The sequence below is a fragment of the Pantoea vagans genome, assembly GCF_004792415.1.
GTDB lineage: Bacteria > Pseudomonadota > Gammaproteobacteria > Enterobacterales > Enterobacteriaceae > Pantoea > Pantoea vagans.
The window spans coordinates 3,128,810-3,155,172 of the sequence record NZ_CP038853.1; the positions used below are offsets into that span (position 1 = coordinate 3,128,810).

At 57.8% G+C, this 26,363-nt stretch carries 27 protein-coding genes; 8 read left to right on the forward strand and 19 right to left on the reverse strand.

The window, feature by feature from the left end; translation table 11 throughout:
• Positions 1-3: 3 nt before the first annotated feature.
• From EGO56_RS14850 to aroL, 4 genes are all read right to left on the reverse strand, one after another.
• Positions 4-1,563: an OPT/YSL family transporter gene (locus EGO56_RS14850; RefSeq protein WP_135909929.1), complete on the reverse strand. Its 1,560-nt coding sequence runs from the start codon at positions 1,561-1,563 to the stop codon at positions 4-6.
• Between the two features lie 287 nt (positions 1,564-1,850).
• On the reverse strand, positions 1,851-2,603 hold the full coding sequence (locus EGO56_RS14855; RefSeq protein ID WP_135909931.1) for an IclR family transcriptional regulator: 753 nt from the start codon (positions 2,601-2,603) through the stop codon (positions 1,851-1,853).
• Positions 2,604-2,942: 339 nt separating this feature from the next.
• Positions 2,943-3,134, reverse strand: coding sequence for a YaiA family protein (locus tag EGO56_RS14860; RefSeq protein WP_033731718.1), 192 nt, complete (start codon positions 3,132-3,134; stop codon positions 2,943-2,945).
• A 111-nt stretch (positions 3,135-3,245) separates the two neighbouring features.
• Positions 3,246-3,770 (reverse strand): shikimate kinase AroL, encoded by a 525-nt coding sequence (gene aroL / locus EGO56_RS14865; protein WP_033732019.1) that lies wholly within the window; start codon positions 3,768-3,770, stop codon positions 3,246-3,248.
• A gap of 315 nt (positions 3,771-4,085) precedes the next feature.
• Here aroL and EGO56_RS14870 point away from each other — a divergent pair, with 315 nt between their 5' ends.
• A complete protein-coding gene (locus tag EGO56_RS14870) occupies positions 4,086-4,820 on the forward strand; it encodes a DUF2076 domain-containing protein (protein WP_135909932.1) in 735 nt (244 codons plus the stop codon).
• A 2-nt stretch (positions 4,821-4,822) separates the two neighbouring features.
• Here EGO56_RS14870 and EGO56_RS14875 read toward each other — a convergent pair whose 3' ends face one another.
• Complete coding sequence (locus EGO56_RS14875; RefSeq protein WP_033731716.1) at positions 4,823-5,272, reverse strand: YaiI/YqxD family protein; 450 nt, start codon at positions 5,270-5,272, stop codon at positions 4,823-4,825.
• 168 nt (positions 5,273-5,440) lie between these two features.
• On the opposite strand from EGO56_RS14875, the gene proC reads away from it, so the two are divergent.
• Complete coding sequence (gene proC, locus EGO56_RS14880) at positions 5,441-6,253, forward strand: pyrroline-5-carboxylate reductase (RefSeq protein WP_013356940.1); 813 nt, start codon at positions 5,441-5,443, stop codon at positions 6,251-6,253.
• 53 nt (positions 6,254-6,306) lie between these two features.
• On the opposite strand, the gene EGO56_RS14885 is transcribed toward proC, so the two are convergent.
• The 4 genes from EGO56_RS14885 to EGO56_RS22335 all read right to left on the reverse strand — a co-directional run bounded on the left by EGO56_RS14885 (position 6,307) and on the right by EGO56_RS22335 (position 9,087).
• Positions 6,307-7,833 (reverse strand): FAD-dependent oxidoreductase, encoded by a 1,527-nt coding sequence (locus EGO56_RS14885; protein ID WP_135909934.1) that lies wholly within the window; start codon positions 7,831-7,833, stop codon positions 6,307-6,309.
• Positions 7,834-8,060: 227 nt separating this feature from the next.
• The gene (locus EGO56_RS14890; RefSeq protein ID WP_135909936.1) at positions 8,061-8,363 is read right to left on the reverse strand and encodes a PsiF family protein; all 303 of its coding nucleotides are present in this window, start codon (positions 8,361-8,363) and stop codon (positions 8,061-8,063) included.
• 115 nt (positions 8,364-8,478) lie between these two features.
• The gene (gene iraP / locus EGO56_RS14895) at positions 8,479-8,730 is read right to left on the reverse strand and encodes an anti-adapter protein IraP (RefSeq protein ID WP_135909938.1); all 252 of its coding nucleotides are present in this window, start codon (positions 8,728-8,730) and stop codon (positions 8,479-8,481) included.
• A 204-nt stretch (positions 8,731-8,934) separates the two neighbouring features.
• Positions 8,935-9,087 carry a hypothetical protein gene (locus EGO56_RS22335; RefSeq protein ID WP_167493437.1) on the reverse strand — a complete coding sequence of 51 codons (153 nt, stop codon included), beginning with the start codon at positions 9,085-9,087 and terminating at the stop codon, positions 8,935-8,937.
• Between the two features lie 253 nt (positions 9,088-9,340).
• On the opposite strand from EGO56_RS22335, the gene EGO56_RS14900 reads away from it, so the two are divergent.
• Positions 9,341-12,478, forward strand: coding sequence for a beta-galactosidase (locus tag EGO56_RS14900; protein ID WP_135909939.1), 3,138 nt, complete (start codon positions 9,341-9,343; stop codon positions 12,476-12,478).
• Here the strand turns inward: EGO56_RS14900 and EGO56_RS14905 are convergent.
• Positions 12,360-13,634 (reverse strand): multidrug efflux MFS transporter, encoded by a 1,275-nt coding sequence (locus EGO56_RS14905; protein ID WP_135909941.1) that lies wholly within the window; start codon positions 13,632-13,634, stop codon positions 12,360-12,362. The two genes, EGO56_RS14900 and EGO56_RS14905, sit on opposite strands and share 119 nt — an antisense overlap.
• Before the next feature lie 434 nt (positions 13,635-14,068).
• Between EGO56_RS14905 and EGO56_RS14910 the strand changes: the two genes are divergently transcribed.
• Positions 14,069-14,320: a biofilm development regulator YmgB/AriR family protein gene (locus tag EGO56_RS14910; RefSeq protein WP_135909943.1), complete on the forward strand. Its 252-nt coding sequence runs from the start codon at positions 14,069-14,071 to the stop codon at positions 14,318-14,320.
• Positions 14,321-14,329: 9 nt separating this feature from the next.
• Here EGO56_RS14910 and EGO56_RS14915 read toward each other — a convergent pair whose 3' ends face one another.
• The 3 genes from EGO56_RS14915 to EGO56_RS14925 all read right to left on the reverse strand — a co-directional run bounded on the left by EGO56_RS14915 (position 14,330) and on the right by EGO56_RS14925 (position 17,981).
• Entirely contained in the window at positions 14,330-14,650 is a 321-nt protein-coding gene (locus tag EGO56_RS14915) for a hypothetical protein (RefSeq protein ID WP_135909945.1), read from the reverse strand.
• 155 nt (positions 14,651-14,805) lie between these two features.
• Positions 14,806-15,102, reverse strand: coding sequence for an I78 family peptidase inhibitor (locus tag EGO56_RS14920; RefSeq protein WP_013356930.1), 297 nt, complete (start codon positions 15,100-15,102; stop codon positions 14,806-14,808).
• Between the two features lie 275 nt (positions 15,103-15,377).
• Positions 15,378-17,981 (reverse strand): bifunctional diguanylate cyclase/phosphodiesterase, encoded by a 2,604-nt coding sequence (locus EGO56_RS14925; protein WP_135909946.1) that lies wholly within the window; start codon positions 17,979-17,981, stop codon positions 15,378-15,380.
• A 213-nt stretch (positions 17,982-18,194) separates the two neighbouring features.
• Between EGO56_RS14925 and EGO56_RS14930 the strand changes: the two genes are divergently transcribed.
• The 3 genes from EGO56_RS14930 to EGO56_RS14935 all read left to right on the forward strand — a co-directional run bounded on the left by EGO56_RS14930 (position 18,195) and on the right by EGO56_RS14935 (position 19,519).
• A complete protein-coding gene (locus tag EGO56_RS14930) occupies positions 18,195-18,845 on the forward strand; it encodes a CPBP family intramembrane glutamic endopeptidase (RefSeq protein ID WP_033732018.1) in 651 nt (216 codons plus the stop codon).
• A 173-nt stretch (positions 18,846-19,018) separates the two neighbouring features.
• Positions 19,019-19,189 carry a hypothetical protein gene (locus EGO56_RS22340; protein WP_003850083.1) on the forward strand — a complete coding sequence of 57 codons (171 nt, stop codon included), beginning with the start codon at positions 19,019-19,021 and terminating at the stop codon, positions 19,187-19,189.
• Positions 19,190-19,288: 99 nt separating this feature from the next.
• A complete protein-coding gene (locus EGO56_RS14935) occupies positions 19,289-19,519 on the forward strand; it encodes a hypothetical protein (protein ID WP_033731707.1) in 231 nt (76 codons plus the stop codon).
• Positions 19,520-19,634: 115 nt separating this feature from the next.
• Here the strand turns inward: EGO56_RS14935 and yniD are convergent, their stop codons facing one another.
• The 6 genes from yniD to EGO56_RS14960 all read right to left on the reverse strand — a co-directional run bounded on the left by yniD (position 19,635) and on the right by EGO56_RS14960 (position 25,341).
• Entirely contained in the window at positions 19,635-19,742 is a 108-nt protein-coding gene (yniD, locus tag EGO56_RS22525; RefSeq protein ID WP_022625163.1) for a small membrane protein YniD, read from the reverse strand.
• Positions 19,743-19,862: 120 nt separating this feature from the next.
• A complete protein-coding gene (locus EGO56_RS14940) occupies positions 19,863-20,291 on the reverse strand; it encodes an OsmC family protein (protein ID WP_033731705.1) in 429 nt (142 codons plus the stop codon).
• A 57-nt stretch (positions 20,292-20,348) separates the two neighbouring features.
• Positions 20,349-21,536 carry an FMN-dependent L-lactate dehydrogenase LldD gene (gene lldD, locus EGO56_RS14945; RefSeq protein WP_135909948.1) on the reverse strand — a complete coding sequence of 396 codons (1,188 nt, stop codon included), beginning with the start codon at positions 21,534-21,536 and terminating at the stop codon, positions 20,349-20,351.
• Positions 21,536-22,309, reverse strand: coding sequence for a transcriptional regulator LldR (lldR, locus tag EGO56_RS14950; RefSeq protein ID WP_135909950.1), 774 nt, complete (start codon positions 22,307-22,309; stop codon positions 21,536-21,538). The genes lldD and lldR overlap by 1 nt, the downstream gene beginning before the upstream one ends.
• On the reverse strand, positions 22,306-23,961 hold the full coding sequence (gene lldP, locus EGO56_RS14955) for an L-lactate permease (RefSeq protein WP_135909952.1): 1,656 nt from the start codon (positions 23,959-23,961) through the stop codon (positions 22,306-22,308). Before lldP ends, lldR begins: the two co-directional genes overlap by 4 nt.
• A 207-nt stretch (positions 23,962-24,168) precedes the next feature.
• Positions 24,169-25,341 carry a cyanate transporter gene (locus EGO56_RS14960; RefSeq protein ID WP_135909953.1) on the reverse strand — a complete coding sequence of 391 codons (1,173 nt, stop codon included), beginning with the start codon at positions 25,339-25,341 and terminating at the stop codon, positions 24,169-24,171.
• Positions 25,342-25,428: 87 nt separating this feature from the next.
• On the opposite strand from EGO56_RS14960, the gene EGO56_RS14965 reads away from it, so the two are divergent.
• Positions 25,429-26,289, forward strand: coding sequence for a LysR family transcriptional regulator (locus EGO56_RS14965; protein ID WP_135909955.1), 861 nt, complete (start codon positions 25,429-25,431; stop codon positions 26,287-26,289).
• Positions 26,290-26,363 lie beyond the last annotated feature (74 nt).

Sequence of the window (26,363 nt, forward strand, 5' to 3'; positions counted from 1 at the left end):
CCTTTATTTTTTGCTACTGCTGGCAAACAGCGAATGAAAGAAGCTATAGAGAGCATCACCGGCAATGAAGCCTGCCGCCATGACCTCCATGGGCGACCGGCCGCGTTCGCCCCAGATGCGAATGATCACAATGCGTAAGGCGATCCCCACCACTACCGCCCAGCCCGCCATCGCGTTATTAATTAATAAACCGGTGGCGAGCAGCACGCCCAGCTGGCGTTTCGGCCCGCCGATCAGCTGGATAAGGGCACCCGGAATAGCCCACATCAGCAGGTTTCCGGCGATACCGGGTTCAGCACCCGCCTGAATGGTTTTGGCATACACCCGCGCCACCGGCGGCAGCAGATTGTCTGTAAAGAAAAGAGTGTGCGCGTACCAGACAAGGGGAATCGACACCACAAAGGCGATCATGGCCGCGATCAGCTGAATACGACGTCCCCACAACTCCTGCTGCAGATCGGCCCCGTTACCGCGCAGGATAAAGCCCGCCTTCAGGTCGTAACCCATGTCAGCAAACGCCGGGCCGGTAGCGACCGTAAAGCCGCACAGCAGGCAGAGCGCCAGCGGTGGAAAGCCGATCAGAATGCCGATAATCAGCGTAATCAGCGCCACGGCAAAGGCCGGGAACCAGCCGGAGTGCATGGCGGCAATGCCGACAATCAGTTCATGGGCGAAAGCGGCAAACGCGGCATAGAGAACAAACAGCAGCAGCATCGCGATGCCCATCTCACTCCACAGGCCACCCGCCAGGGCCAGCAGCGCCGAAATCACGATATACCCCACGCTGCCGAAACCCAGCGCCCGCTGCACCTCATTACCGTTGCGGCTCACCGTCAGCGCATCATTTTTACGGCTGCGGATGACCATCACCACCTGAATCAGCGCCACCAGACCGGCACCGACCATGACCCCATGCGGAATATAGAGCGCATTGATATCAATACCGGCCACCGGCTGCGCGTAGGCGCGCAGCAGAAAACCGATGCCGAGCATCGACAGCGCCCAGATATTGCCAATAAACGCGGTGCCAAAAGCGGACATCGGAATCTTCAGCATGGCGCCGACAACGCCACCGGCAATGCCCGCCACCAGCAGCCACGCCTGGCGTCCGCCTTTATCCCCCGCTTTAATCGCTTCTGCTGCCGCAACGCCTGGCGGCCATGCATTACTGGCCGGAAAGACGCGGGTATCAAACAGCCGATAGAGCAGCCAGGCATCGAGCAGCATCGCGGCGCTGACGCCACAGAACAGCGGCAGCACCAGCTGAGGCTCACCCAGCGCCCAGGGCACGGCAATCGGCATCAGCAGACTGTTAGCGGCCCCGAAGGTCGCTGAAGAGATGGCGGTCTGCGCCAGGTTCTGGATTTCAATCGAACGATAACGGCGAAAGGCCTGCAGCGGAATACGCGCCAGCAGCATGGCAAACAGCGCCCCGATAATGGAGGTGTTAGGCGTTACGCCAATCGTCGTAATCAGCTGAATGCCGATAATGGCACCCGCGATGGAAAGAAAAATTAAAACCAGTGCCACGCCAACGTGTCTGATTGGATTTACCCGTTCCATATGTCCCCGCCAGTCCTTGTTGAGAAAAAATGAAATAACGTCCGCCCGCCTGATGTCAGGTTTACGCCGGTTTTCTGGTTCACTGCTCTGATGCGCGCCGCATAGCAACAGCCATTGCAGATGGTCGTCACCCCGGATGCTGAACCGATACAGGAGACAGGGGGAGACGAACACAGGCAACCGGGTTGCTGCGGACAACGTAGCGATCAGAATGAAAGAAAAAGGCCCGAAGGCCCTGGTTTTCCCTGGTGTGGCGAAAGTATTACGCCGATAAAATCGTGGTGAAGTTACGCGCCATATTTGTCGGTCATCTCTGTGGCCGTTGCACGTAATGCTTCAAGGAGCGCTGGCGGGAAACCCGGTTCACTCTCCTGTGACAGAAACGACAGGCAGAGTGCCACCGTTTCGCCATGATGTTTGTTATGAACAATGACCGACAGCGAGCTGATGCCTGGCAGCGATTCATTGCGGGCCAGTGACCAGCCGTGCTGGCGGATTTCAGCCAGTCTGGCACAGAGCGCCTCGGGACTTTGCGGCGAGTTCGCCGGGCCAGCCTGCCAGTGATCATGGAAGCGCGCTATGACCTCTTCGTCACTGAGTTGCGCTAACAGCGCCCGGCCGGTTGACGTCGCGGCGGCAGGCATTCGGCTGCCGGGCGGTGTGACCATCTGCGTAAAGTGACGCCCATGAAACATGCGCATTACTAATACTTCCCGTCCATCGAGCTTCGACACGTATCCCATGCAGCCGGTCTTCGCAGCCAGCCGGACCATCGCCGCTGAAACGCTATCGACCAGCGGTGCCGAGAGATAATGACCGGCGGCGGCCAGCAACACGCGACCAATATGATAACCGCGCGTGTCCGCATCCCGCTCCAGCAGCCCCTGACTTTCCATCGTGGCCAGCAGACGTGAAACGGTGCTCTTCGGCAGCGTCAGCGCCTCAACCACCTCACTGAATGAGAGACCGACATGCCCCTGCGTTACACCTTTGTGCTGAAACAATTGGAGTACGGCAGCCGCATTTTCAAGTGTGGTCATGTAACGTGTTCCACTATATGGAACTAAGTTCCTCTGTTGGTTTGACGAAAGTAAAACGTGACACTGAATCGGTCAAGCGACAATTCAACACTCACCGTTATCGGCAGCAGAGAAAATAATGTGACAGAAATGATTAGCGGGGCTTTATATGGCGACGTGAAGAGAGTGCAGAACAGACGCATGAACAGAAAGCCTACGACAGGAAATCTGCGTAAATTTTGCTTCTTTAGTAATCAGGTCGCTATGAGTGCAAAGAGGCGTTGTACTGGAACAGCGTTGCGCTGAAAAAGACAGGATTATCAGACATGACAGGCTGGCGTCCCTGCCAGCAGCAAAGCTTTACTCTTTCTCGACATCTTCGTAACGCTCTTTGGCGTCACGCGCTTCTTCTTCCGTTTCGTGCTCACTGATTAATGAATTCGGTTTGGGATGATCAGCACGCAATTCGTAGGAGGTTACTTTGTTTCCCTCAGGACCCTTTTCAACAGGCACAACTTTCGCTTCACGTGGGTATGGTGGTCTGGTCGGCATAGTGTGTCCCTCTTGTCTGAATAACATTCCACAGGACAGGCTGTTGCCTGTCATAGGATCAGTATAGACAATGCCATCCGAAGCGGGATCAAAGCGGGAAAAATCTGAGGGTTAGCTGGCGCGCGCCAGAGAGAGGGAAAGCAAAATCTCCTCCACTACGCACTCAGGCGATTGCATGGCATTCACCTGATGATGGGCTGCGGACTGATAGAGATGCGCGCGCTCACGCAGCACATCACTCATCTCATCGGCAATCGGACGTCCGGTCAGCGTCGGACGCTGAGCCGCTTCAGGTTCGCTTTCCAGTCGTTCTGCCAGCACTTCGGGCGACGCGCTGAGCCAGATCACCTGGCCCTGCTCCTGCATGAAACGGCAATTCTCTTCAGCCAGAATCATCCCGCCACCGGTGGCAATCACGGTCCCGGGTGCCGTCACCGCTTTAAGCGATTCCGTTTCACGGGCGCGAAAACCTTCCCAGCCTTCTGCCGCAACAATCTCGGCCACGCTGCGCTGCGTGCTGAGTTGCAGATGATGATCGGTATCCGTAAAGGCGTAGCCCAGCGCCTGCGACAACGCTTCGCCGACTGTGGTTTTGCCGCAACCGCGAGCGCCAATCAAAAAGATGGGTAGTGACATCAGGGCCGTTCCTCCGCCTGACCGCGCGATGCGGCTGCATGGTTAGCTTAATAATGCGACGCATGATAACTGGAAATTATTATGGCCTCCACCTGTCAGGCATGATTTACGCATTTTCGTTACCTGAACAGCGATAATCTTTGTGTTTTCAACGGGAAAAGCATGCACGTTTTGTGCATCAGGACACTAACAGGACGATAAAAAACGCGCAAAACAGCGTCCGGAATGCGCTGGCAATATTTGCTTACCGCCGCGATTTTACTTTTCTTACCGGCGCCCCCATATACTGATAACCATTGCCACAGGAGAGTCATCATGCAACGCGAAGAACAACAACTGATTGAAGGGCTGTTCAGCCGTCTGAAACAGGCTGAAAGCCAGACCGCGGCACGCGATGCCGCAGCCGAACAACTGATTAACCAGCATCTTCAGGCGCAGCCGGGCGCACCTTACTACATGGCGCAGGCGATCCTGATTCAGGAAGCGGCGCTGAAAAAACTCAATGAGAAAGTGTCAGCGCTGGAAAGCCAGGTTGCACAGTTGCAGCAGCAACAGCAACAGCAACAGCAACCCGCACAGAGCAGCGGCGGCTTTCTGTCGGGACTGTTTGGCAGCGGTTCGCGCCAGCAGCAGCCCGTTCAGCAGCAACAGCAGCCATCGCCGTGGAACAGTGCGCCGCAACAACCGGCACAGCAGCAGTATGCCCCTGCTCAGGCAGCAGCGCCACGCGGCACCGGTTTTCTTGGCGGCGCACTGCAAACAGCGGTGGGCGTGGCAGGGGGTGTGGTGATGGCCGATATGCTGACCAGCATGTTCCACCATTCACAGCCGGAAGAGATTGTGAACATCATCAATGAGCCGCCGCTGCCGGAGGTGAATGATAATCTCAACACCTTTAACGGCGGCGATGACAACGCCGATGCCTTTAACGGCGGTAACGATAACGCCTTCCTCGATCAGAACGCAGGCTGGGACAGTAATTATGCAGACAACAGCGATCTGAACGATTTTGGCGGCGGTGATTTCGACGATGACGACAGCTTCGTTTAAATTCAGCGTTTCTGCTGAGTGAGCCAGCTATCCAGCTCATTCGCAAACTGCTGGCGGTCACGCGGACTCATCGTCGCGGGGCCGCCGGTCTGCACGCCGCTTGACCGCAGAGTATCCATAAAATCCCGCATCGTCAGACGTTCACGTATTGTCGCCGGTGAGTAACGTTCACCGCGCGGATTCAGCGCTGCCGCCCCCTTCTCAATCACCTCAGCCGCCAGCGGAATATCGGCGGTGATCACCAGATCGCCGGGCTGACAACGCCTGACAATCTCATTGTCCGCCACATCAAATCCGGCTGGCACCTGCAGGGTGCGCAGATAAGGCGATGGCGGCACACGCAGAAACTGGTTTGCCACAAAAGTGACCGTGGTGGAGGTACGATCCGCCGCACGGTAGAGCACCTCTTTGATCACATTCGGACAGGCATCGGCATCGACCCAGATAAACATCATGATTCCTTACAGTCAGAGAAGCCTGAGATCTTGCCGGGTTCTCCCGGAATGGCAAATTTTATTTGCTGCACGCTTTCCAGCCCGCACCCGGCTGACTTGTTATTCGGGCTGGCTGAAGTAAGCTAGCCCACTGAGAAAACCGAATAATGTCCTAAGGAGATGGCGATGCTGGCAAAAAAAATCGGGTTTATCGGCGGGGGAAACATGGCGAAAGCCATTATCGGCGGACTGGTCAACAGCGGCAAAATCGCCCCGTCTGATATCTTCGTTTACGATCGCAAAGCAGAGACCAACCAGGCGATGGCAGAGCAGTATGGCATCAACGCAGCTGAGAGCGCGGATGCGCTGGCGCGCGAAGTGGACATCCTGTTCGGCGCGGTAAAACCCAATGTGATCCTGAAAGTATTAAAAGAGCTGGCCGGCAGCCTGAAAAAAGAGGCGCTGGTGGTGTCGATTGCGGCGGGCGTGACGCTGGATTCGCTTTCATCGGTGCTGGGCTACGATCGTAAAATCGTCCGGGCGATGCCGAATACGCCCTCGCTGGTCAGCGAAGGCATGACCTCGGTCACGCCCAATGTGCTGGTTGAGCAGGCGGAGATCGACGAGGTCGTTGCGATTTTTGAGAGCTTCGGCAAAGCGGCCGTGGTGGATGAATATCTGATTCACTCCGTGGTCGGCGTCAGCGGTTCTGCGCCGGCCTACGTCTTTATGTTTATCGAGGCGATGGCGGATGCGGCCGTACTGGGCGGCATGCCGCGCGCCCAGGCCTATCAGTTTGCTGCACAGGCGGTAAAAGGGGCGGCGGAGATGGTGCTGACCAGCGGCAAACATCCGGCTGAACTTAAAGATATGGTCTGCTCGCCTGGCGGCACCACCATTGAAGCCGTGAAGGTGCTGGAAGAGAAAGGGATGCGCTCGGCGGTGATTGAAGCAATGCAGCAGTGCATGGCGAAGTCCGAAAAACTGAGCCGCAGCTAGGCGTTCAGGCATTGCGCAGGGCGGACCGGCTCGCGGCCCGCCTTGTCCGCAGCTTAACTGATGTGCGCCTGACCGAGCGCTACCGCGTCGGCAAGCGACATCGGTTGCTGCATCCGCTCCACCAGCTCTGCGGTCAGCGTATACATGCCGCATGAGCAGATCGCCGCCAGTTGCCCCTGCTGACCATAAAACGCCATAAACTTTTTGTCCTCCAGCGAGCCGATCAGCTCGAAATTATCCCATTCTGCCGCGTGGCCAACATACTCATAACGGGTGCCATACTGCGTGGTCCAGAAGAACGGCACACGATCAAAGGCGACGTTCTGATCCAGCATATTCCATGCGGCGGTCTGCCCCTGCTGATGGGCGACGCGATAGTGCTCAATGCGCAGCGCACCCTGTGCCGACGGATACGTGGCGATATCACCCGCCACCCAGATAGTGTCAGCGACCCGTAAATGCTCGTCTGCCTGCAGACTGCCATCCTCTGCCAGCGGCAGATCGTGGATAAAGTCGGTAGCCGGTTTAACGCCGGTAGCAAACAGCACAACGTTCGCGTCCAGCTGCCGTCCGCCCTTAAGCTGCACGCCACTCACCTGCTGGTCGCCCTGTATGGCTTCAATCTCGCCCTGCACCCACTTCACGCCGTTTTGCTCATGCAACTGGTAGAAATAGCGGCCAATCTGATCGCCAAACCGTTTTGCAAAAGGCAGCGCCTGACGGGCAATCACCGTGACGTCGATGTCACGATTACGCAGTGCCGACGCCAGCTCGGTGCCGATAAAACTGTTGCCGATAATCACGATTTTATGGCTGGCATCCACCGCCTGAAGCAGCTCATCGGTCTGCGCTTTGCTGCGCAGCAAATAAACTCCTTCAAGATCGCTGCCTGGCAAATCGGGGCGGACAGGCTTCGCACCGCTGGCGATCAGCAGTTTGTCGAAGGCAAGCGTTTCGCCATCGTCGAAGATCAGCCGTTGCTGCTGCGTATCAAGGCGACTCACGGTAGCCTGCACGCGTTCAACGTGATCCATCACATCCGCTTTCAGCAGCTGTGGCACCTCGCTGATGTCCATTTTGCCCGACGGCACAAATTTGGTCAGCGCAGTGCGGTCGTAAGGCGCGTCCGCTTCCCGCTCAACCAGAATCAGGCGGCCTTTGAAGCCGTCATGACGCAGACGCCACAGCGCTGCGCTGCCCGCCGCGCCACCACCCAGCACTACATAAACCGGTGCGTCTGCTCCGCTGCCAATGGGTACGGCGGGAGACATCGCTTTTGGGTTTACCAGCACCCGGCCCTCTTCGATGCGCAGCGGATATTGCTTAAGATCGGCCAAGGCCAGCGGTTCACACATTTTGCCGTCGGCGATATGAAACGCGGCTTTGTGCCACGGGCAGACCAGCCGGTCGCCACAAATCGCGCCCTGCTCCAGCGGCGCGCCCGCGTGCGGACATTTCGCCTGATACGCGCGTACGTTGTCCCCGTCGCGAATCAGTAACACCTCTACCTCACCCAGCGTTTTCTTAACCGGCTGTCGCTGCGGCAGATCCTTCAGGTCGGCGGTAAATTGATAGTTCACGGCATGGCTCCTTTCGCTGTTTCGGGTCTGGTGCTGCGCGGTAAAACAAAGCCTGCGCAAATCCCCACAAACAGTAAGTGTGGCAAAGGAACCGGGAAGCCTGATGAGGAATGTTTGTCAGAAGGTTAAGGTTTTGTTGTGGAAGGTAATTTAATCAGCGTTAAACGGAACTGAATCACTGTTGCGCGGAAAGGAGAAGCGGCCACCTGCGTGGCCGTGGGGAATGATCAGCTTTTTTTCAGGCACTGGCTCATAAAAGTCTTACGCGCATCGCCCGCCAGCTTTTTATCGCCAGCTTCGCCGTTACAGCTTTTCATTTTCATCTGCTGCGGCGACATGTGCGACAGTTTGCTGTCTTTTTTCAGGCATTCACTCATAAAGGTTTTACGTGCATCCCCTTTGAGATCCTGAGATTTGGCGTGCTGGTTACACATCGTCATTTTCTCCTGCTGCGGCGTTTTTTCCGCCGCACCCGCCATACCACTGACCAGCAGGCCCGCCATCATCATCGCCATTAAACCGACTTTCATCTTGTTATCTCCACAGTGGATTGTCCCCTGTTATTCTGGCAGCGAATAAGCAAAGCGGAAAATGTTTCAGGTCAAAGTGACGTGAAGATCCCATTCCAGTCTGAGACTGGCGGCGTTACTGGCGGGGATGCCGCAGCAGTTTTTCGATGTAATTGCGCAGCAGGCGCGCATCGTCATTGTCTGTATCGGCCACGTTGTCCATGGCGGTTTCAATCGTGGTCGTCATTTCCAGCTGTTGTTGCGGATCCAGCTTGCGAACCAGTGCGGTTACGACAATTTCCAGCGCCTCTATCTGCGCTACCTGCTCTTTCGCTGTCGCCTCTTTTTCAGCCAGCTTAACCAGTAATTCAGCAATCAGGTTTTTCATGCTGTTGTCTCAGCGGTGAAGAAAAGCTGAAATTATCACCACGCTGGCTAAAAAAACAGAGGGCAACTCACCTTTTTTCAGCGAGTTAGCCTGCACCGCTGCGCTTTTCACGGCGATTTCCGGCTAACTTTGCAGGCGAAACGTTTTGCGGGCAAACATCACCGCTGTTAAACGTTTCGCCTGCCAGCATTCAACAGGCAGGGCTTAGCGGGGATCGACAAATCCACGGCCCGGCCCGCCGCCAGGTCCGCCCCAGCCACCACCTCCTCCACCGCCGCCGCCAGGAGGCGGGAAAAGACATCCACTTAATGCAGTCACTAATGCCACAACGGCAGCCAGCTTAACGATTCGTACCATATTTACCTCAGGGTGATGAAATCGGGCTGAGTGTATGAAGCCACCCGCATGGCGACAAGTGAGATTCCTCCGCATCCGGCCGCTATTCATCTTTGCTGACCAGACTTAACGTTTTACAGTCAGTAAGCCGCCACATTCTCAACATTGCGGCCCGCTTTCCGGGCAAACTATTTGTGCAAATCGGGATGGCGAACGCTTTACAGCCTGAACAATTTTGCGCATTGTGAGCGCATCACATTTACAGGATATAACCATGACTCTCTCACAGGCTGCTTTCAGTGACATCCTCTCCCGGCGCGACTGGGAAAATCCGGTCGTGACCTCGCTGCATCGGCTGGATGCGCACCCGCCTTTTGCCAGCTGGCGGGACGAAGCGGCGGCGCGTGATGACACGCCCTCGGTGTCACTGCAGAGCCTGAATGGGGAGTGGGGTTTCAGTTACTTTGCGCAGCCTGAGGCGATCCCGGCCAGCTGGTTACTGCAGGATCTGCCGGATGCCAGCACGATTCCGGTCCCGGCAAACTGGCAGATGCACGGCTTTGATGCGCCCATTTACACCAACGTGCAGTATCCGATTCCGGTCAATCCCCCGTTTGTACCCAAAGAGAACCCGACAGGATGTTACTCGCTCACATTCAGCACGGACGCCGCCTGGCTCACTTCCGGGCAGACACGCATCATCTTTGACGGCGTTAATTCAGCCTTTCATCTGTGGTGCAACGGACAGTGGATTGGCTACTCTCAGGACAGCCGCCTGCCCGCCGAATTCGACCTGAGCCCTTATCTGCGACCGGGCAAAAACCGGCTGGCGGTGATGGTGCTGCGCTGGAGCGACGGCAGCTATCTGGAAGACCAGGATATGTGGCGGATGAGCGGCATTTTCCGCGATGTCACGTTACTGCATAAGCCGCAGGTGCATCTGGCTGACGTGCAGCTGGAAACCCGGCTCAGCCCGGAGTATTACCGTGCTGAGCTGCGCGCCCAGGTGCGCGTTGCCTTGCCGCCTGACGTCACCTCCGGTTATCAGCTGCGCCTGACGCTGTGGCAGGGTGAACAGCCGGTTGCGCAGTGTCAGCAGCCGCTGGGCAGTGCCATTATTGACGAGCGAGGCCACTATCCTGAACGCGCCCTCCTCAGCCTGCCGGTGGAACGGCCCGCCCTGTGGAGCGCTGAAACGCCACACCTCTATCGCGCCACGCTGGCGCTGCTGGATGGGGATCAGCAGCTGATCGAGGTGGAAGCGTATGATGTCGGCTTCCGTCAGGTCACTATCGATAACGGCGTGCTCTGTCTCAACGGCAAAGCGCTGCTGATCCGTGGCACTAACCGCCACGAACACCATCCGGAGCGCGGTCAGGTGGTGGATGAGGCAACGATGCGCCGCGACATTGAGCTGATGAAGCAGCACAATTTCAACGCGGTGCGCTGCTCGCACTACCCTAATCATCCGCTCTGGTATCGGTTGTGCGACCAGTACGGGCTTTATGTGGTGGATGAAGCGAATATCGAAACCCACGGCATGCAGCCGATGAACCGGCTCTCCGACGATCCCCGCTGGTTCGCTGCCTTTAGCGAACGCGTGACGCGTATGGTGCAGCGCGATCGTAATCACTGCAGCATTATTATCTGGTCGCTGGGCAATGAGTCGGGACATGGCGCGACACACGATGCGCTCTACCGTTGGGTGAAAAGCAGCGATCCTACACGTCCGGTGCAGTATGAAGGCGGTGGTGCCGACACCGCCGCAACCGATATCATCTGCCCGATGTACGCCAGGGTCGATGAAGATCAGCCGTTCCCGGCGGTGCCGAAGTGGTCGCTGAAAAAGTGGATCGGTCTGCCGGGCGAAACCCGTCCGCTGATCCTGTGTGAGTACGCGCATGCGATGGGCAACAGCTTTGGCGGCTTCGCTAAATACTGGGAGGCATTCCGCCAGTTTCCACGTCTGCAGGGCGGCTTCGTCTGGGACTGGGTTGATCAGAGCCTGACCCGCTATGACGAGCAGGGCCAGCCCTGGCAGGCCTACGGCGGCGATTTTGGCGATAAGCCCAACGATCGTCAGTTCTGTATGAACGGGCTGGTGTTTGCCGATCGCACGCCGCATCCGGCGCTGTATGAGGCGCAGCGCGCCCAGCAGTTCTGGCAGTTCACCGTCGATCCCGGCGACCCGCTGAGCGTTACGGTCAGCAGCGACTACTTATTCCGTCACAGTGACAATGAAGTGCTGCGCTGGCGCATTGAGCAGCAAGGCCAGGTGGTGACGGAAGGTGAAGTTTTACTGGATATCGGCCCACAGGGTCAGCAGCGGATCACTCTGCCGTCACCGCCCGCCTTACAGGGCGAATGCTGGCTTAATGTTGCTGTTCATCAGATTCACCCGACACGCTGGAGCGAGGCTGGCTGGCGTGTCGCCTGGCATCAGTGGGCGCTGCCTTCGCTGCTGGCGTTACCCCCGCTGCCGGAGAAAGCTGAAGCACCCGTCCTCCATGATGACGCCAGTGAGATTATCGTCACCCATCAGCAGCAACGCTGGCATTTTTCACGCCACAGCGGTGAACTGACGCAGTGGTTCGTCAATGAGACACCGACGCTGCTCTCGCCGCTTCAGGACTGCTTTATTCGCGCGCCGCTGGACAATGACATCGGCACCAGCGAAGCGGAACGGGTAGATCCCAATGCGTGGGTCGAGCGCTGGAAGGCGGCGGGATATGACCAGATGAGCAGCCAGCTGGTGTCGATAGCCGCGCATGCGTTGCCGCAGGCGGTACAGATTGAGACGCTGCATAGCTGGCTCGCCAGTGGCAAGCTCGCCTTTATCAGCCGTAAGCGTTATCTGATCAATGCGCAGGGGGAGTTGCAGCTACAGCTTTCCGTTGAGCAGTCACGCGGATTACCGCCACCCGCACGCATCGGATTGCGCTGCGAGCTGGCGCAGATACCGCAGCAGGTAAGCTGGCTCGGCCTGGGACCGCATGAAAACTATCCCGATCGCCAGCTGGCCGCGCAGTTCTCACGCTGGCAATTGCCGCTGGATCAGCTTTCAACCCCCTACGTTTTCCCCGGTGAGAATGGTCTGCGTGGCGGCACCCACCAGCTCGACAGCGGCAGCTGGCAGGTCAGCGGCGATTTTGCTTTCTCACTGAGCCGCTTCAGTCTGGAGCAACTGCGTGAAGCATCCCACCGCCACCTTCTGCGTCCGGAAGCGGGCTGCTGGCTGCACCTGGATGCCTTCCATATGGGCGTCGGCGGTGATGACTCCTGGAGCCCCAGCGTCAGTCCTGAGTTTTTGCTGACTCAGCAGCGCTGGCAGGCTGAACTGACGATTTGTCAGCCGACGCGGGCAGCACAGTCTTCGGACGCCGGTAAAAGCGTTTCAGAAACAGCACGTTAATCAGCACTACAACGGCGGTGGCACAAAAGACCCAGCGGAAACCTGCCACCGCCGAGACCGCTGCGCCCAGTAATGGGCCAGCAACATTGCCAAGATACATAAACGACTGGTTATAACCGAAGATCCGGCCTGTAATATTGTCGCGCGAGTGACGCACCAGCAGCGTCTGCACCGCAGGCATCATCGCGCCATCGGCGAAGCCCAGCAGAAAACGTAAGACGCCCAGCTGCGTGGCACTGGTGACAAAAGACATCGCGATAAACAGCAGCAGCGAGATAACCATCGTTGCCAGCAGGATACGCTGCGTACCGATGCGATCGCCGAGTCGTCCCAAACGTGGCGCGGCCAGCAGTGCAGAGACGCCGGGCAGTGCCGCAATTACGCCACTGAGAAACGCGATATTCTCTGCGGTGGGCGCCAGCTCGCGCACAAATAGCGTCAGGATCGGGTTCACCGAACCGTTGCACATCTGGATCACCATGGTGGTGAAAAACAGGCAGAGCATCAGCCTGGGGTTGTCCAGCGAGCGGAAAACCTCGCGTCCGCTGAGCTTCTCTTTTTTACTCACCGGGGTGTAACCGGTCTCTTTAATCAGGAACAGCGTCACCAGAAAGCTGACCATCAGCAGCGCCGCGGTGACGATAAATACCGTGCGCAAACCGACCCAGTCAGCCAGCAGCCCACCCAGCATCGGCCCCAGAATCACACCGCCAATCTGTCCGGTGGAGACACAGCTCAGCGCCCAGCCGCTGCGTTCACGCGGCACCTGAGCCGCCACCAGCGCCATCGCGTTGGGGATATAGCCGGAGGTCAGCCCCATCAGGGCGCGCAGCAGCAGCAACTGCCAGGCTTCGGTGACAAAAGCCTGCAGCAGGATCACCACGCCCATACCAAACGCCGCACGCAGCAGCATCAGTTTACGGCCTTTGCGATCGGCCAGACTGCCCCATAACGGGGCGACCGCCGCCGAAACTACGAAGGTGATACTGAAGGTGAGCCCCGACCAGAGACTCAGGGACTCGCCTCCGGTGACGCCAAGCTGCTCAAGGTAGAGCGGCAGAAACGGGATAATCTGGCTGATGGCCAGGCCAGTAAAAAAACAGCCAAACCAGACCGAGATCAGGTTTATCTTCCAGGGTTCAATAGTGCGTGGCATGAGCAGATGATTCAAAGAGAGTGAGTACTTAGTTTAACGCGACGATTTTCAACGTGACCGACATAACATGGCACAAACGGCAAAAGACCGGATTCCTCTTGATTCAGCGCAATTACCCGCGAAAATTTTCTCTGACCAGCAGTTTACAGCGTGAATGCCGTGGCCGACGGCCTGCCCTGGCACCCTCTTCCTCAACCATGCCTCATCAATATGAAAAAATATGTCATTCTGTTACTGACAACGATTCACGCCGCTTCTATGTTTAAAAAATCGCCAGTCGTGGCGATGTGGCGATCATTCTGCCTGGCGCGACGTCCTCCGCTAAAAAACGGTCCAGACCATCCGGCTACGCTGAGGCAGTTCAGCTTATGACATGCATAGATGCTCTTACACCTGTGTAAGGGCCGGGGTAGTGTTTCAGCGGAGGTAGGGAAATGAGAGTGCAAACGAACAGTGCCAGCCGCGCTATCAGTGACTATTTCAACAGCCCGAACTGGCGAACACCGCCAGAGTCCGATCTGCTGGCGGTTATTCTGCGTGAAATTATGGAGGCGGGAGAACCCGCGACCAGTAAAGCACTGATTGCGCGGGTGATCGACAAACTGGAAGTCGAAGGCGATGAGGCGCAGTTGCAGCGGTATCGCACCCTGCTGGCACAGCTCATCGACACGCAGCCGGATGTGTGAACCAGCGGTTTACTTCACCCAGCGCAGTTTATCCGCTTCGCTGACGCTGGCCCGTCCGCTGCTGCGCTGAAACAGGCAGAGCTCCCGTCCACGCCTGTTTTTCATATGCTGCTGGGGATAGCGCCCCTCCAGCAACAGTGCGCTGTAACCTGTGCTGTCGTCATACTCAATCGGCTCGCCCAGTACCTTTACTTTGCTCAGGTGGCTGGCGTTAATACATGCCTGCGTCATGATCTGACGGCTCTTCTGCCAGGCCTCTTCACTGGAGGCCTGTGCCAGCGTGCTGCTGAGGAACAACGTGGGCAGCAGTACCCCGATTATGCGTTTCATCTTCTCCGCTCCTGTTCCGGCCCGAAGGCGCTAAAAAAATTCCCGCCGGGGCGGGAATAAACAAGACGAGCACTATTTATTGTGTGACGAGGAAGTTTCTTAAACGCGCTGCTATCCTCGCCTGCCGTTATGACAAGCCTATGACAGACCGGCCGTCAGCCACAATAAACTGAGCTGATATTGCCATTTTTGTCGGCCAGGAAGTTAAGCCGGTTGAGGTTGAAGTCCATGGTGACCGCAGAATTATAGGGGATTGGACGCACCTGCTGTTCAAAGTGTTGACCCTGAAGCACGGTTAACGGTTTGCCGACATAGTTCTGAAACTGAGAGGCACCGCAGCGATCGGCTTCAGGATCCTGCGGCACACTGGCGGTGTCAGGTTTACTGGCAGACTGACAGGCGGTTAATGCAAACAGACCCACTACCAGCAGCCCTTTTCCATAAAATTTCACGTTTGTTCTCCTGTTGGACGTGTAAAACCTGCCCCAAGAGTAGCAAAGCGTGCCTGCTGACCAGAAGCCGGAAAAGGTAAAGTTGTTACAGTGAGCGCGGTTCCGGGTATCACACAGGGGCATTTTTTAAGATTAATCGCACTCACTGCCTAAAAAAAGCACAGTGAGCCGCTACACTATCTTAAGACTATTCTTAGTCCTGTGGAGGTCATGATGGAACTGATTATTTTTGTTGTCTGCGCAATGCTGATGACCGCCGTGGCGGTCAAAGTCCGTTAAACCGGCTCAGCCTGATTCTGCGTTGTTCTTTCCAGAAGCGTACTGAATGCAGCCAGCGGCATCGGCCGACCGAGGAAGTAGCCTTGCCCCTCTTCGCACGAGAGCTGTTTTAGCTGGTTCAGCTGCGCTTCTGTCTCAATTCCCTCCGCCGTGATCGTCAGCGCAAAAGCGCGTGCCAGCGCAATAATGCCCGCTACGACCGATTGCGCCTGCTGCGACTCCGGGAAATCTTTCATCCAGGAGCGATCAATTTTCAGACCGTTAAACGGGAAGGTCTTCAGGTAGCCCAGCGCGGCATAGCCGGTGCCGAAATCGTCAACGGTTAACCTTACGCCCAGCGACCGTAAGCCCTGCATCACCTCCAGCGCATGCTGCGGATGTTCAAAGGTGACATTCTCCGTGATCTCCAGCTCCAGCCTTGTCGCTGGCAGACCACTTTTCGCCAGCGCATCTGCCACCCGTTGCACAAGATCGCTGGTGCGAAACTCCATCGGCGAAATATTGACTGACACATAGCGATCGCCGCCCCAGCCCAGCGCATCCTGGCAGGCGCGCATCAGAACCCAGTCGCTGATAGTGGCGATCAGACCGCTCTCTTCCGCCAGCGGAATAAAGTGGTCAGGCGTAATCCACTGATCCGGGGCAATCTGCCAGCGAATCAGCGCTTCAGCGCCGGCCAGCTGACCGGTCAGCAGCTGATAACGGGGCTGATAGTGCAGACGGAATTCGTTGTTAGTCAGCGCTTTCTCAATGCGCCGCGCCATTTCACGCTTATCTTCGCGCTGGCTCGCCATTTCATTGGCGTACCAGACCCACTGATTACGTCCCGCATCGCGTGCTTCATTCAGTGCGATATCCGCCATCTGCAGCAGCGCCTCCGGATGGCTGGCATCCTGCGGCGCACAGGCAATGCCCATGCTGATGGTGAGATAGTGGACATGCTGGCCGGTGCTGACTGGCTGCTGAACTTCGTGCACCAGCTGAGCACAACGCTGATCGATCCGCTCACGGTTCGTTTCCCGCAACACCAGGACAAATTCATCTCCGCTCAGCCGCGCCACCAGCTCCTGCGGGCCGATACAGTGCTTCAGACGCTGCGCTATCTGACTCAGTACCTCATCGCCCGCCGCATGACCCCAGGTTTCATTGATTGGCCGGAACTGATCGAGATCGAGGGTAATCAGCGTCAGCGGCGCAGCGCCATCAGGCAGCGCAAGGTGCAGCGTCAGAAACTCCAGCAGCTGCACGCGGTTCGACAGACCGGTTAAAACGTCGTGACGCGACAGAAACTGAATGCGTGCCTCTGCTTCCATGCCCTGGGTAATGTCCGATACCGTGCCGCGAAACCCGATACGTCGCGCATCATGCCAGATGGTTTTCGCCACCAACTGACCGATGCGGCGGTGCCCCTGAGCCGACATAAACTGACAGCGCAGCGGCATCTGTTGCTCTTCCGCCTCCTGCCGCAGCAGCCAGGCGACCAGCGAATGACTGGGATGAGTCAGCAGGTGATCGATGTGACGTCCCAGCCAGTGTGTGATGTCGTGGCCGGTAAGGGTATGAAAACGCGCGGACAGATAGATCAGACGGCCCTCTTCATCCGTTTCCCAAATCCAGTCTGACGCCGCCTCAGCGAGATCGCGAAACCGCGCTTCACTGTTGGCAAGCTCCTGCTGACTGATTGCCAGCATGGCAAAGCGGCGGTCAGAGAGAATCGCATTGGAGAGCGCATGGCGGCTGACGCGATGGGTGATGATGCCGATGATGATCGCCGTCATCAGCAGCAGTGGCAGCAGCAACCCGATCAGGCCCATGCCCGGCATTTTTGACGTCCAGCGCAGCACAATCGGCTCGCTGCCTGGCAACGGGAGTACCATTCGCGGTTCACGCAGGGCATCTTCCTGACTGGTGGGCAGACGCAGTTCGCGCACATCCAGCGTCGCGCCAAGTGCCTGTAATTTGGCGGGTGTGAACAGATTCACGAACACCATGATTGACGCAGGTCCGGCCATAGGCGGCACGTTCGGCAGTTTACCGCTGCTGATAGGTGCAGCCACCACAATCGCGGGCAGATGGTTAATCAGCGCATTGCGGGTCATCGCTTTATTATTGAGCTGACGCGCTGCCGCAATAAGCACCGGTGTCTCGTTACCCAGCCACGCTTCCAGCGACGTATCCGCCAGTTGCCCATTAATCACGCTGTAGGTAGTGCGACCTTTGCCGTCGACCACGAACACGCCTTCATAGTGATACTCTTCGTAAAGACCCGGTCCGAAGTTCTCTTCGTCAAACGCCCAGACCTTGTTCACCCTGACATGGAGATTGCGCCAGGCCTCTCCCCAGAAGGCATAATCCCGGATATCAGTGACCATCGCCTCCTGACGATTTTGCCACGTCTGCTGCATCAGCATGCGGTCATGCTCAACCGATGCGCTGTTCTGACGCTGTGCAATCAGCAGCACCATCAGCATCGAGAGCACCAGCACACCACACAGCAGCAGCGAAAGCGTACGCAGGCTGCGCCGCGTAAAGCGGACAGTGCGATCTTCAGCGGCATGTCTGAATGGCGGCGACGGCGGCGCCGGAGGGTTAAAAGTCATTAAGAGTGCTCACTACACAGCCAGGGGTTGAGATCACAGGCCTGCAATACAACATGCGTTGCTGACCAGATTAGTTTCATCAGTTATCGGCCCGGGTGTTCTGGTGTTTAGTCTGCGGCTAACATTTTGCGCTTAAATAATGTGTAACAGGCTCACTCGACAGCGATCGGGTGCATTGCTACTATGCGCTTACCTTCGCTGGCTGAGTCGCCTATGAACACCAATTCCGACAGAGTGACCCTGACGCTGTTCTACGTCGGCAGCTTTGTGGTCTATTACCTGGTTACCATGCTGATCACGCTGTTCCCTAATTACAGCGTGCTGCGTAATGACGGCCTGCTGGTGCCCGTACTCTGCCTGTTTGAATTTGCTGTTATCTATCCGCTTTATCGCTTCTACTGCCAGCGCCGCACCGATTTGCCGCTGGGTGAACTCTATACGCTGCAAACTCTGCTGTTTACCGGCGCGCTGTTTGTGCTGATGGCGGCACAGATGCAGTTCATGCAGCCGGAAGGCTGGCTGGTGATGCAGGCCCAGCAGGGACGCAATTCGCTGTTGATCCTGCTGCTGACCGCCGTACTGCTGGCGCCGGTATTTGAAGAGGTGTTGTTCCGCGGTTTCCTGTTACAGGGTTTTCTGCTGTGGGCGCCGCGCAGTCGTTTCGCCTGCATGCTGCTGACCTCACTGCTGTTTGCGGTGATGCATACACAGTATGTGCACTGGCAGACCCTTATCGCTCTGACGCTGTTTTCACTGCTGCTCTGCTATGCGCGGCTGCGGAGTAACAGTCTGGCGCTGCCCATCTTCCTGCACACCCTGAATAACCTGATTGCGCTGCTGCCCGCCTGGTATTTCGCTGGCTGACTCTCCGCCTGCGCCCTCGTCTTACCCAGCCCTCATCCTGCCGCAGACCGCTGCCCGGCAGGTCATAGCTCACACTGACAATGCCGCCCCGTCACGTTTGTCTATACTGGATGTTAAAAAGGGATAAAAAGCACCACAGTCCGGACCACCAGACCGTGTAAAGGAGAGGATCTATGTTGATAGGATTTGTGTTGTTAGTGAGCGCGTGTGGCTACGATGCCTGCGAAGCGCTGCCGGTCTCGGAGCGCATCTATCCGACGAAGGTGGACTGTGAAACGATGGCAAACCGTATTCATAAAGTCAGACCGAATGTGGTCCTGCTTTGTGGTGAGGTCCATCGCTGATTCAGGACCAGATTCAATAAAGCAGGGCTGCAACATTGCAAGCTGGCGCTTTAGCGTACAAAATATAAGCTGTTGTTACCCATTACCGTTGTGAATCCCATGAAAACATCACGCCCCCGTCGTCCTGGTGGACGCTGGGTTTACTATCTTTTGTATGATGGCATTCTGTGGCCCTGCCCCGTCCGATGGGAGTGGGAGAGCAGCTATGGCGGCTGGTTGCCATTTTACTACACGCCAACGTTTGAGTTTGTGGTGGGCGATCCGCGTAAGGCTTATCGCATTGCGCGCAGTGACGTGCGGACTAAACGGCGCGAGGATGCCTTTGTGTGAGTGCGTTTATCGCCACGGCAGCCACGAGGCGGTAAGCAGAAAATGAACCGCTTCCAGTACGATAATTACCATCACTAATATGCCCAGCGAGTGGCGACTTATCCACTTCATCTGCTCAGGCCCAGATCATGGCAGCCCAGCGTATCAGCAGCAGCGCGCCGCAAATGCACAACAGAACCAGCACCATCTTCCAGTACTTTTTGGCCGCCCGGTATCTTGTCACCTCGGTCTCCCCTAATCAGAAAGCGAAGATGCGCCAGAAGGCGCATCTGTTCCGGTCAGCAACAGGACCGGGAGGCATAGCATAACGTCCGGGCCACTAAAAGGCGACCCGTTGCCGGCATCAGTTGTTCAGGGTGTAATCCAGCGTAATTTCCGCGTTCAGGACCTGAGAAACCGGGCAGCCCGCTTTGGCTTTGTTGATGATTTCGTCGAAGGTCGACTCATCAATGCCCGGCAGGGAGATGGTGCTGGTCAGCGCCACTTTGGTGATGGCAAAGCCGTCGCCTTTTTTATCCAGCGACACGTCAGCCGTGGTATCAATGCTTTCCGGCTTATGGCCCGCATTGCCCAGCATCAGCGACAGTGCCATGGAGAAACAGGCCGCATGCGCTGCACCAATCAGCTCTTCCGGGTTGGTGCCTTTGACGCCTTCGAAACGGGTATTAAAGCCATAAGGCTGCTGGCTCAGCACGCCGCTTTCGGTGCTGACGGTGCCTTTGCCTTTAATATCGCCTTCCCAGTGCGCCGAACCTTTCTTATGAATGGTCATGTCATTCCTCCTGTTGGTAAAGAAGCTAAGTATAGACAATACATTCATTTTCGCAGGCTAACTCACCGCGCGGGGACGTGATACCGTGCTTGTGGGTGTCAGCAGCGCCTCCGCCTGCACCAGCGAATCGCGGGTAATTTCACTTATCGATTTTGCGCCGGTCAGCGTCATGGCCACGCGCATCTCTTTCTCAATCAGGTTCAGCAGGTTTTCCACGCCGCGCTGTCCATGGGTCGCCAGCGCATAGATAAACGCCCGTCCCAGCAGCACGCTGTCTGCGCCCAGCGCAATAATCCGCACCACATCCAGCCCGTTGCGAATGCCGCTGTCCGCCAGAATAGTGATGTCACCTTTGACCGCATCGGCAATCGCTGGCAGCGCACGGGCTGAGGAGAGCACGCCATCCAGCTGGCGTCCGCCGTGATTCGAGACCACGATGCCATCCGCGCCAAAGCGTACCGCGTCGCGCGCATCTTCCGGATCGAGAATGCCCTTGATCACCATCGGCCCATCCCAGAACTCGCGGATCCACTCCAGATCGCGCCACGAGATCGAGGGATCAAAGTTGTTCGCCAGCCAGCCAATATAATCTTCCAGCCCGGTCGGCTTGCCGAGATAGGCGGAGATGTTCCCCAGATCGTGCGGGCGGCCCTGCAGTCCCACATCCAGCGCCCACTGTGGATGGGTGACCGCCTGCCAGTAACGACGCAGCGCCGCGTGATTACCGCTCATCCCGGAGTGCGCATCGCGATAACGCGCGCCCGGCGTCGGCATATCCACGGTAAACACCAGCGTTGAACAACCAGCGGCTTTTGCACGCTCCAGCGCATTGCGCATAAAGCCGCGGTCACGCAGCACGTAAAGCTGGAACCACATCGGACGATTGATCTGCGGGGCCACCTCTTCAATCGGGCAGACCGAGACTGTCGACAGGGTAAACGGAATGCCTTTCAGGGCTGCCGCACGCGCCGCCTGCACTTCGCCGCGACGGGCATACATGCCGCACAGGCCGACCGGTGCCAGCGCAACCGGCATCGACAGGGTTTCATTAAATAATTTCGTTTCGAGGCTCAGTTCAGACATGTTCTTCAGAATGCGCTGGCGCAGCGCCACGTCAGAAAGGTCCTCCACGTTGCGTCGCAGGGTGTGCTCGGCGTAAGCCCCGCCATCAAGATAGTGAAACAGGAACGGCGGCAGGATACGTTGCGCGGCGGCGCGATAGTCACTGGCAGCTGAGATAATCATCAGTCAGATTCCTTTGGGTTGCGTGTGTCGTTATCCGGTAAGCGGGTGATGCGCGCCTGGCGCGCTTCATCTTCATGGAGACTTTTCAGCGTGGTATGGACAAAGCCCAGATGCTGCATCGCCGCCTGACGGGCCGCGTCGGCGTCGCCCGCGAGGATCGCATCCAGCAGTGCCCGATGCTGTTCCGTCAGGCGGGCAAAAATGGCTGGCTGGGTGTACATGCGCTGACGGCTCTGCATCACCGACGACTGCAGCAGCTCGAAAAAGCCGCGCATGGTCTGCAGCAGCACCACATTGTGTGACGCCTCGGCAATCGCCAGATGGAAGCGCACATCCGCCTGGGCAGCGAGGTCGGGATCGTCACTCTCTTTCAGCTTCAGGGTGGCGTCAAAGGCGTACTGCAGCTTCTCTTTGTCGGCATCGGTCGCGCGCAGTGCCGCATGCCAGGCAGTACTGGCCTCGATGGCATGGCGCGCTTCCAGAATGTCGTAGCGGTAGTCGGGATCGTCGCGCAGCAGCTGGCGAATCGGTTCGACGATGCGCTGTTCCGACCAGGGTGCCAGCTGCTGACGAATCCAGGTGCCGCCGCCGCGCCGGCTGATGAGCATGCCGCTGCTGATCAGCTGCTGTATCGCTTCACGCAGCGAGGAGCGTGAGACGCCGAGCTCCGCAGAGAGCTGGCGCTCGGCGGGCAGGCGCATGCCCGGTTCGAGCTGATGTTCGGTGATATAGGCCCGCAGGCGTGTCAGCAGCGGATCGGCAGTATTGCTCATGGGATCATCCAGGGGAAGACGTAGGCCTGAAGCGTGGTAATCACCCCCACCATACAGGTGAAAATCAGGCTGTGTTTAACCGTAAACCGGAACAGGTCGGACTCTTTTCCCACCAGCCCGACCGCCGCACAGGCGATGGCGATCGACTGCGGCGAGATCATTTTACCCGTCACACCGCCGGTAGTATTAGCCGCCACCAGCAGAACATCGGAAACGCCGATCTGCTGGGCAGTAGTCGCCTGTAACGCGGCAAACAGCGCATTCGATGAGGTATCGGATCCGGTCAGGAAGACGCCCAGCCAGCCCAGGAACGGCGAGAAGAAGGTAAACGCGTGGCCGGTGTGCGCCAGCGCCAGAGCAAGCGTGGCAGAGAGACCGGAGTAGTTGGAGATAAACGCAAAGGCCAGCACCATCCCGATGGAGTAGATCGGCAGCGCCAGCTCTTTCAGCGTTTCACCAAAGGTCTGCAGCGCTGCCTTTGGCTTCATGCGCAGGAACAGCATCGCCATAATCGCCGCAATTAAAATGGCGGTGCCGGTGGCGGAAACCAGATCCAGCTTAAAGATCGCCGGATAAGGCGTTGCACTGCCGACCACGGGCGGCATCCGCGCCACCAGCTCATTCAGCATCGGCACCGGCACAGCCAGCACCCACTCATAGAGTGCACCACCTTTGGCGAACAGCGCTTTAAATGGCGGGATGCTCCAGAGCGTGACGGTGGCGGTGAGAAACAGGAACGGCATCCACGCCCGGATCACCTGCCCCAGCCGATACTTCTGTGGCGGTTGCAGCACATCACCGTGCTTCGCCTCTGCATCGGCAAAACGAAAGATGCGCACCGGTTTCCAGACCCGCAGGAACAGCGTCAGCGAAATCAGCGAGGCGAGCGACGAGATAATATCGGGCAGCTCCGGCCCCAGGAAGTTGGAGCTGAGGAACTGGGCAAGGGCAAAGGATCCACCCGCCACAACGACCGCTGGCCAGGTCTCTTTCACGCCGCGCCAGCCATCCATAATTGCCATAATCCAGAACAGCACAATCAGCGTCAGCAGCGGCAGCTGGCGTCCGGCCATCTGGCCGATGGCGAAGCTATCCAGTCCGGTGACCTGACCCGCCACGATAATCGGAATGCCCATTGCGCCAAACGCGACCGGCGCGGTATTCACAATCAGGCAGAGCCCGGCAGCGTAAAGCGGATTAAAGCCCAGCCCCACGAGCAGCGCGGCGGTAATCGCCACCGGCGCACCAAAACCTGCCGCGCCTTCCAGAAACGCCCCGAACGAGAAGCCGACAATCAGCATCTGCAGACGCTGATCGGGGGTAATGGAGAGGATAGAGGCACGGATAATATCGAACTGGCCGGTTTTGACCGAGATTTTGTAGACGAACACGGCGGCGACAATAATCCAGGCAATCGGCCACAGCCCATAGAGAAAGCCGTACACCACGGCGGCCAGCGCCTGGGCAACGGGCATCTGATAGAGAAACAGCGCCACCAGCAGCGCCAGCACCACGGTGGTGGTGGCGGCCAGATAGCCTTTCATCTTCAGCTTAATCAGTGCAAAGAAGAAAAACAGAATCGGGATCAGCGCGACCAGGCTTGAGAGCCAGATATTACCCAGCGGATCGTAGTTTTGTTGCCAGATCTGCATGCCAGTATCTCCAGAGGAAAAGGTGATGTGGCATGCAGGTGCAATACTGTATGCCATCTGCCCCCGGATTGGTCAGACCAAACCGCTGTATCGGGGCTTATGGCAACAGATAGTTAATGCATTGTTAATCTATGGCAACAGAAGTTGCGCGAATTTTCCCGGAGTGTGAACCAGAGAAAAATATTGCCGTAATTGGTCGGACCAAAATCACCGATTTATCTCCGGGAAGGCGCGCTGATAGCTGTGCGGATGAAAACGCAGATTAAGCACAATCAGCAGCAGCGTGACCGCCGCCTGCAGAATCCAGACGCTGGTGAAATTTCCGGTGAGCGCATGCAGCTGACCGGCGATAAACGGCATGCTGCCCGCAATAATAAAGCCGACGCCCTGCATAAAGGCCACCAGCCGCGCGCCAGCCTGGGGCTGCTCCAGATGATCCAGCGCCAGCACCAGTGCCAGCGGAAACGCCCCGCCAAGCCCGAAGCCCGCCATCCCCGCCCAGAACCACGGTGCCAGCTGTGGTGCAAACAGGAAGCCGAGCATGCCGCAGAACTGCATGGCCAGGGTCAGCAGCAGCAATGGTCGACGATCGCGGCCCCGCGCCAGCAACGGCAGCAGCAGCGCACCGGTAACCTGACAGCCGATCATCATGCCGAGCAGTGAACCGCCCGCCTGCGCACTCCAGCCACGCTGATGGTAAAAATCGGGCAGCCAGGCAACACAAATGGCGTAACCGCCGTTCACCAGCCCGAAGCTCAGCGCCAGCGTCCAGGCGCGGGTTTTTCGCCACAGCGAAGGCAGCGCGTCGGCCTCCGTGCGGGCTGCGGGTGGCGTGGTGGTGATCAACAGCCAGAGCAGGATAGCCAGCACCACCGGCAGCGCCCAGCTGCTCAGTGTCCCCTGCCAGCCAGCATGTGCACTCAGCCACGGCGAGATCGCCGCGCCAATCCCGCCGCCGCCCATCAGCGCCGCTGCCCATAGTCCGGTCACGCCCGCACTGCGGCTGCCAAAGCGCTGACGGATCAATCCCGGCATCGCCATCTGGACGATACCAATGCCCGCCCCACCCGGCACGGCAGTCAGCACCAGCCCGCGTCCGTCCGGCACAAACCATCGACTCACCAGCGCCAGCAGCAGCAGTAACAGCCCGCCCAGCAGTAATTTGCGCACCGCAAAGCGCTGCATCAGCGGCGCACTGACCAGGGCAATGGCACCCATCATCATCATCGGCACTGCAGGCAGCAGCGACGCCGCCAGCGGTGACAGACCGATGCTCTGCCGCAGCTCACCGAGTAACGGACTGACCGAGGTCATCAGTGGCCGCATATTCAGCCCGGCCAGCACAAGCGCCACCAGCAGCAGATTGTTCTCTCTCTTCATATGAAATCTACGCCATTAAAAGTTGCCAGCCTGACAGCAGTCGCTACTATCTGGAAATGAAATATTACTCTGCCAGGTAGTGGAAAAATGAATCGTCAGCCGATGTTCACTCCGCAACAACTGCTCAGCTTTGTGGCGGTGTGCGAAACCGCCAGCTTTACCCGCGCCGCCGACCGGGTGCACCTGTCGCAGTCTACCGTCAGCCAGCAGGTGCGGCGGCTGGAGGAGATGGTCGGCAAAGAACTGCTGGTCCGCTCCTCGCATCAGGTACAGATCACCGAAGAAGGCGAAAAACTTTTAGGCTACGCCCGGCGAATTATTGCGCTGAACGGGGAAGCGCACGATGTACTGAGTGATCAGTGGCGCGATGGCGTGCTGCGCCTTGGCGTGCCGGAAGATTTTGCCGCCCCCACAGCCGGTCTGCTGGCGCACTTCAGTCGTGATCATCCGCAGCTGCGGCTGGATGTGATGAGCGGTATGCAGGTGGAGCTTCGTCGTGCCTGGCAGCGTGAAGAGCTGGACATCATGCTGATTAAACAGCCCGCTGGCGACCGTCCGCTGGCGTCGCGTCCTGAACCGCTGCTGTGGCTCGACAGTGCAGAGTGGCCCTGCTTTGAGCAGACGCCGGTCCCGCTGGTGCTGTTTCCCCAGCAGGGGCTCTATCGCGATGAGGTCTGTCAGACGCTTGATGCGCTGGGCCGCAGCTGGCGCATCAGCTACAGCAGCGCCAGCCTGGTCGCGCTGGCCGCCGCCAGTGCACAGGGGCTGGGGCTGACGTTACTGCCTGCCAGCTGCCGTCTGCCGGAGCACCGGGTTCTGGGTCCTGAACAGGGTCTGCCGGTGATTAATACCTTTGAACTGGCGCTGTTCTGCCGTCATCCTCAGGATCCGCTGCAGCGCGAACTGGCGGCGTCACTGGCGGCATTCGGCAAGCTGCGCTGGCAGTGAAATATCGAATAGCCGTCAGTGGAAAATAACGCAGCAGGGTGACGCGTCGTTTGTCAGATTAAGACCTTGTTCAC

Excerpts from the sequence above, each read along its gene's own strand:
- EGO56_RS22340 (WP_003850083.1), top strand. The coding sequence starts at position 19,019 with ATGTTGATAGGATTTGTGTTGTTAGTGAGCGCGTGTGGCTACGATGCC.
- lldD (WP_135909948.1), bottom strand. The coding sequence starts at position 21,536 with ATGATTATCTCAGCTGCCAGTGACTATCGCGCCGCCGCGCAACGTATC.
- EGO56_RS14965 (WP_135909955.1), top strand. The coding sequence starts at position 25,429 with ATGAATCGTCAGCCGATGTTCACTCCGCAACAACTGCTCAGCTTTGTG.
- lldR (WP_135909950.1), bottom strand. The coding sequence starts at position 22,309 with ATGAGCAATACTGCCGATCCGCTGCTGACACGCCTGCGGGCCTATATC.
- EGO56_RS14855 (WP_135909931.1), bottom strand. The coding sequence starts at position 2,603 with ATGACCACACTTGAAAATGCGGCTGCCGTACTCCAATTGTTTCAGCAC.
- EGO56_RS14890 (WP_135909936.1), bottom strand. The coding sequence starts at position 8,363 with ATGAAAGTCGGTTTAATGGCGATGATGATGGCGGGCCTGCTGGTCAGT.
- lldP (WP_135909952.1), bottom strand. The coding sequence starts at position 23,961 with ATGCAGATCTGGCAACAAAACTACGATCCGCTGGGTAATATCTGGCTC.
- EGO56_RS14925 (WP_135909946.1), bottom strand. The coding sequence starts at position 17,981 with ATGACTTTTAACCCTCCGGCGCCGCCGTCGCCGCCATTCAGACATGCC.
- EGO56_RS14870 (WP_135909932.1), top strand. The coding sequence starts at position 4,086 with ATGCAACGCGAAGAACAACAACTGATTGAAGGGCTGTTCAGCCGTCTG.
- EGO56_RS14850 (WP_135909929.1), bottom strand. The coding sequence starts at position 1,563 with ATGGAACGGGTAAATCCAATCAGACACGTTGGCGTGGCACTGGTTTTA.
- EGO56_RS14860 (WP_033731718.1), bottom strand. The coding sequence starts at position 3,134 with ATGCCGACCAGACCACCATACCCACGTGAAGCGAAAGTTGTGCCTGTT.
- EGO56_RS14940 (WP_033731705.1), bottom strand. The coding sequence starts at position 20,291 with ATGACCATTCATAAGAAAGGTTCGGCGCACTGGGAAGGCGATATTAAA.
- EGO56_RS22335 (WP_167493437.1), bottom strand. The coding sequence starts at position 9,087 with ATGGTACGAATCGTTAAGCTGGCTGCCGTTGTGGCATTAGTGACTGCA.
- EGO56_RS14900 (WP_135909939.1), top strand. The coding sequence starts at position 9,341 with ATGACTCTCTCACAGGCTGCTTTCAGTGACATCCTCTCCCGGCGCGAC.
- EGO56_RS14910 (WP_135909943.1), top strand. The coding sequence starts at position 14,069 with ATGAGAGTGCAAACGAACAGTGCCAGCCGCGCTATCAGTGACTATTTC.
- EGO56_RS14935 (WP_033731707.1), top strand. The coding sequence starts at position 19,289 with ATGAAAACATCACGCCCCCGTCGTCCTGGTGGACGCTGGGTTTACTAT.
- EGO56_RS14930 (WP_033732018.1), top strand. The coding sequence starts at position 18,195 with ATGAACACCAATTCCGACAGAGTGACCCTGACGCTGTTCTACGTCGGC.
- EGO56_RS14905 (WP_135909941.1), bottom strand. The coding sequence starts at position 13,634 with ATGCCACGCACTATTGAACCCTGGAAGATAAACCTGATCTCGGTCTGG.
- iraP (WP_135909938.1), bottom strand. The coding sequence starts at position 8,730 with ATGAAAAACCTGATTGCTGAATTACTGGTTAAGCTGGCTGAAAAAGAG.
- EGO56_RS14875 (WP_033731716.1), bottom strand. The coding sequence starts at position 5,272 with ATGTTTATCTGGGTCGATGCCGATGCCTGTCCGAATGTGATCAAAGAG.
- EGO56_RS14960 (WP_135909953.1), bottom strand. The coding sequence starts at position 25,341 with ATGAAGAGAGAGAACAATCTGCTGCTGGTGGCGCTTGTGCTGGCCGGG.
- EGO56_RS14915 (WP_135909945.1), bottom strand. The coding sequence starts at position 14,650 with ATGAAACGCATAATCGGGGTACTGCTGCCCACGTTGTTCCTCAGCAGC.
- proC (WP_013356940.1), top strand. The coding sequence starts at position 5,441 with ATGCTGGCAAAAAAAATCGGGTTTATCGGCGGGGGAAACATGGCGAAA.
- aroL (WP_033732019.1), bottom strand. The coding sequence starts at position 3,770 with ATGTCACTACCCATCTTTTTGATTGGCGCTCGCGGTTGCGGCAAAACC.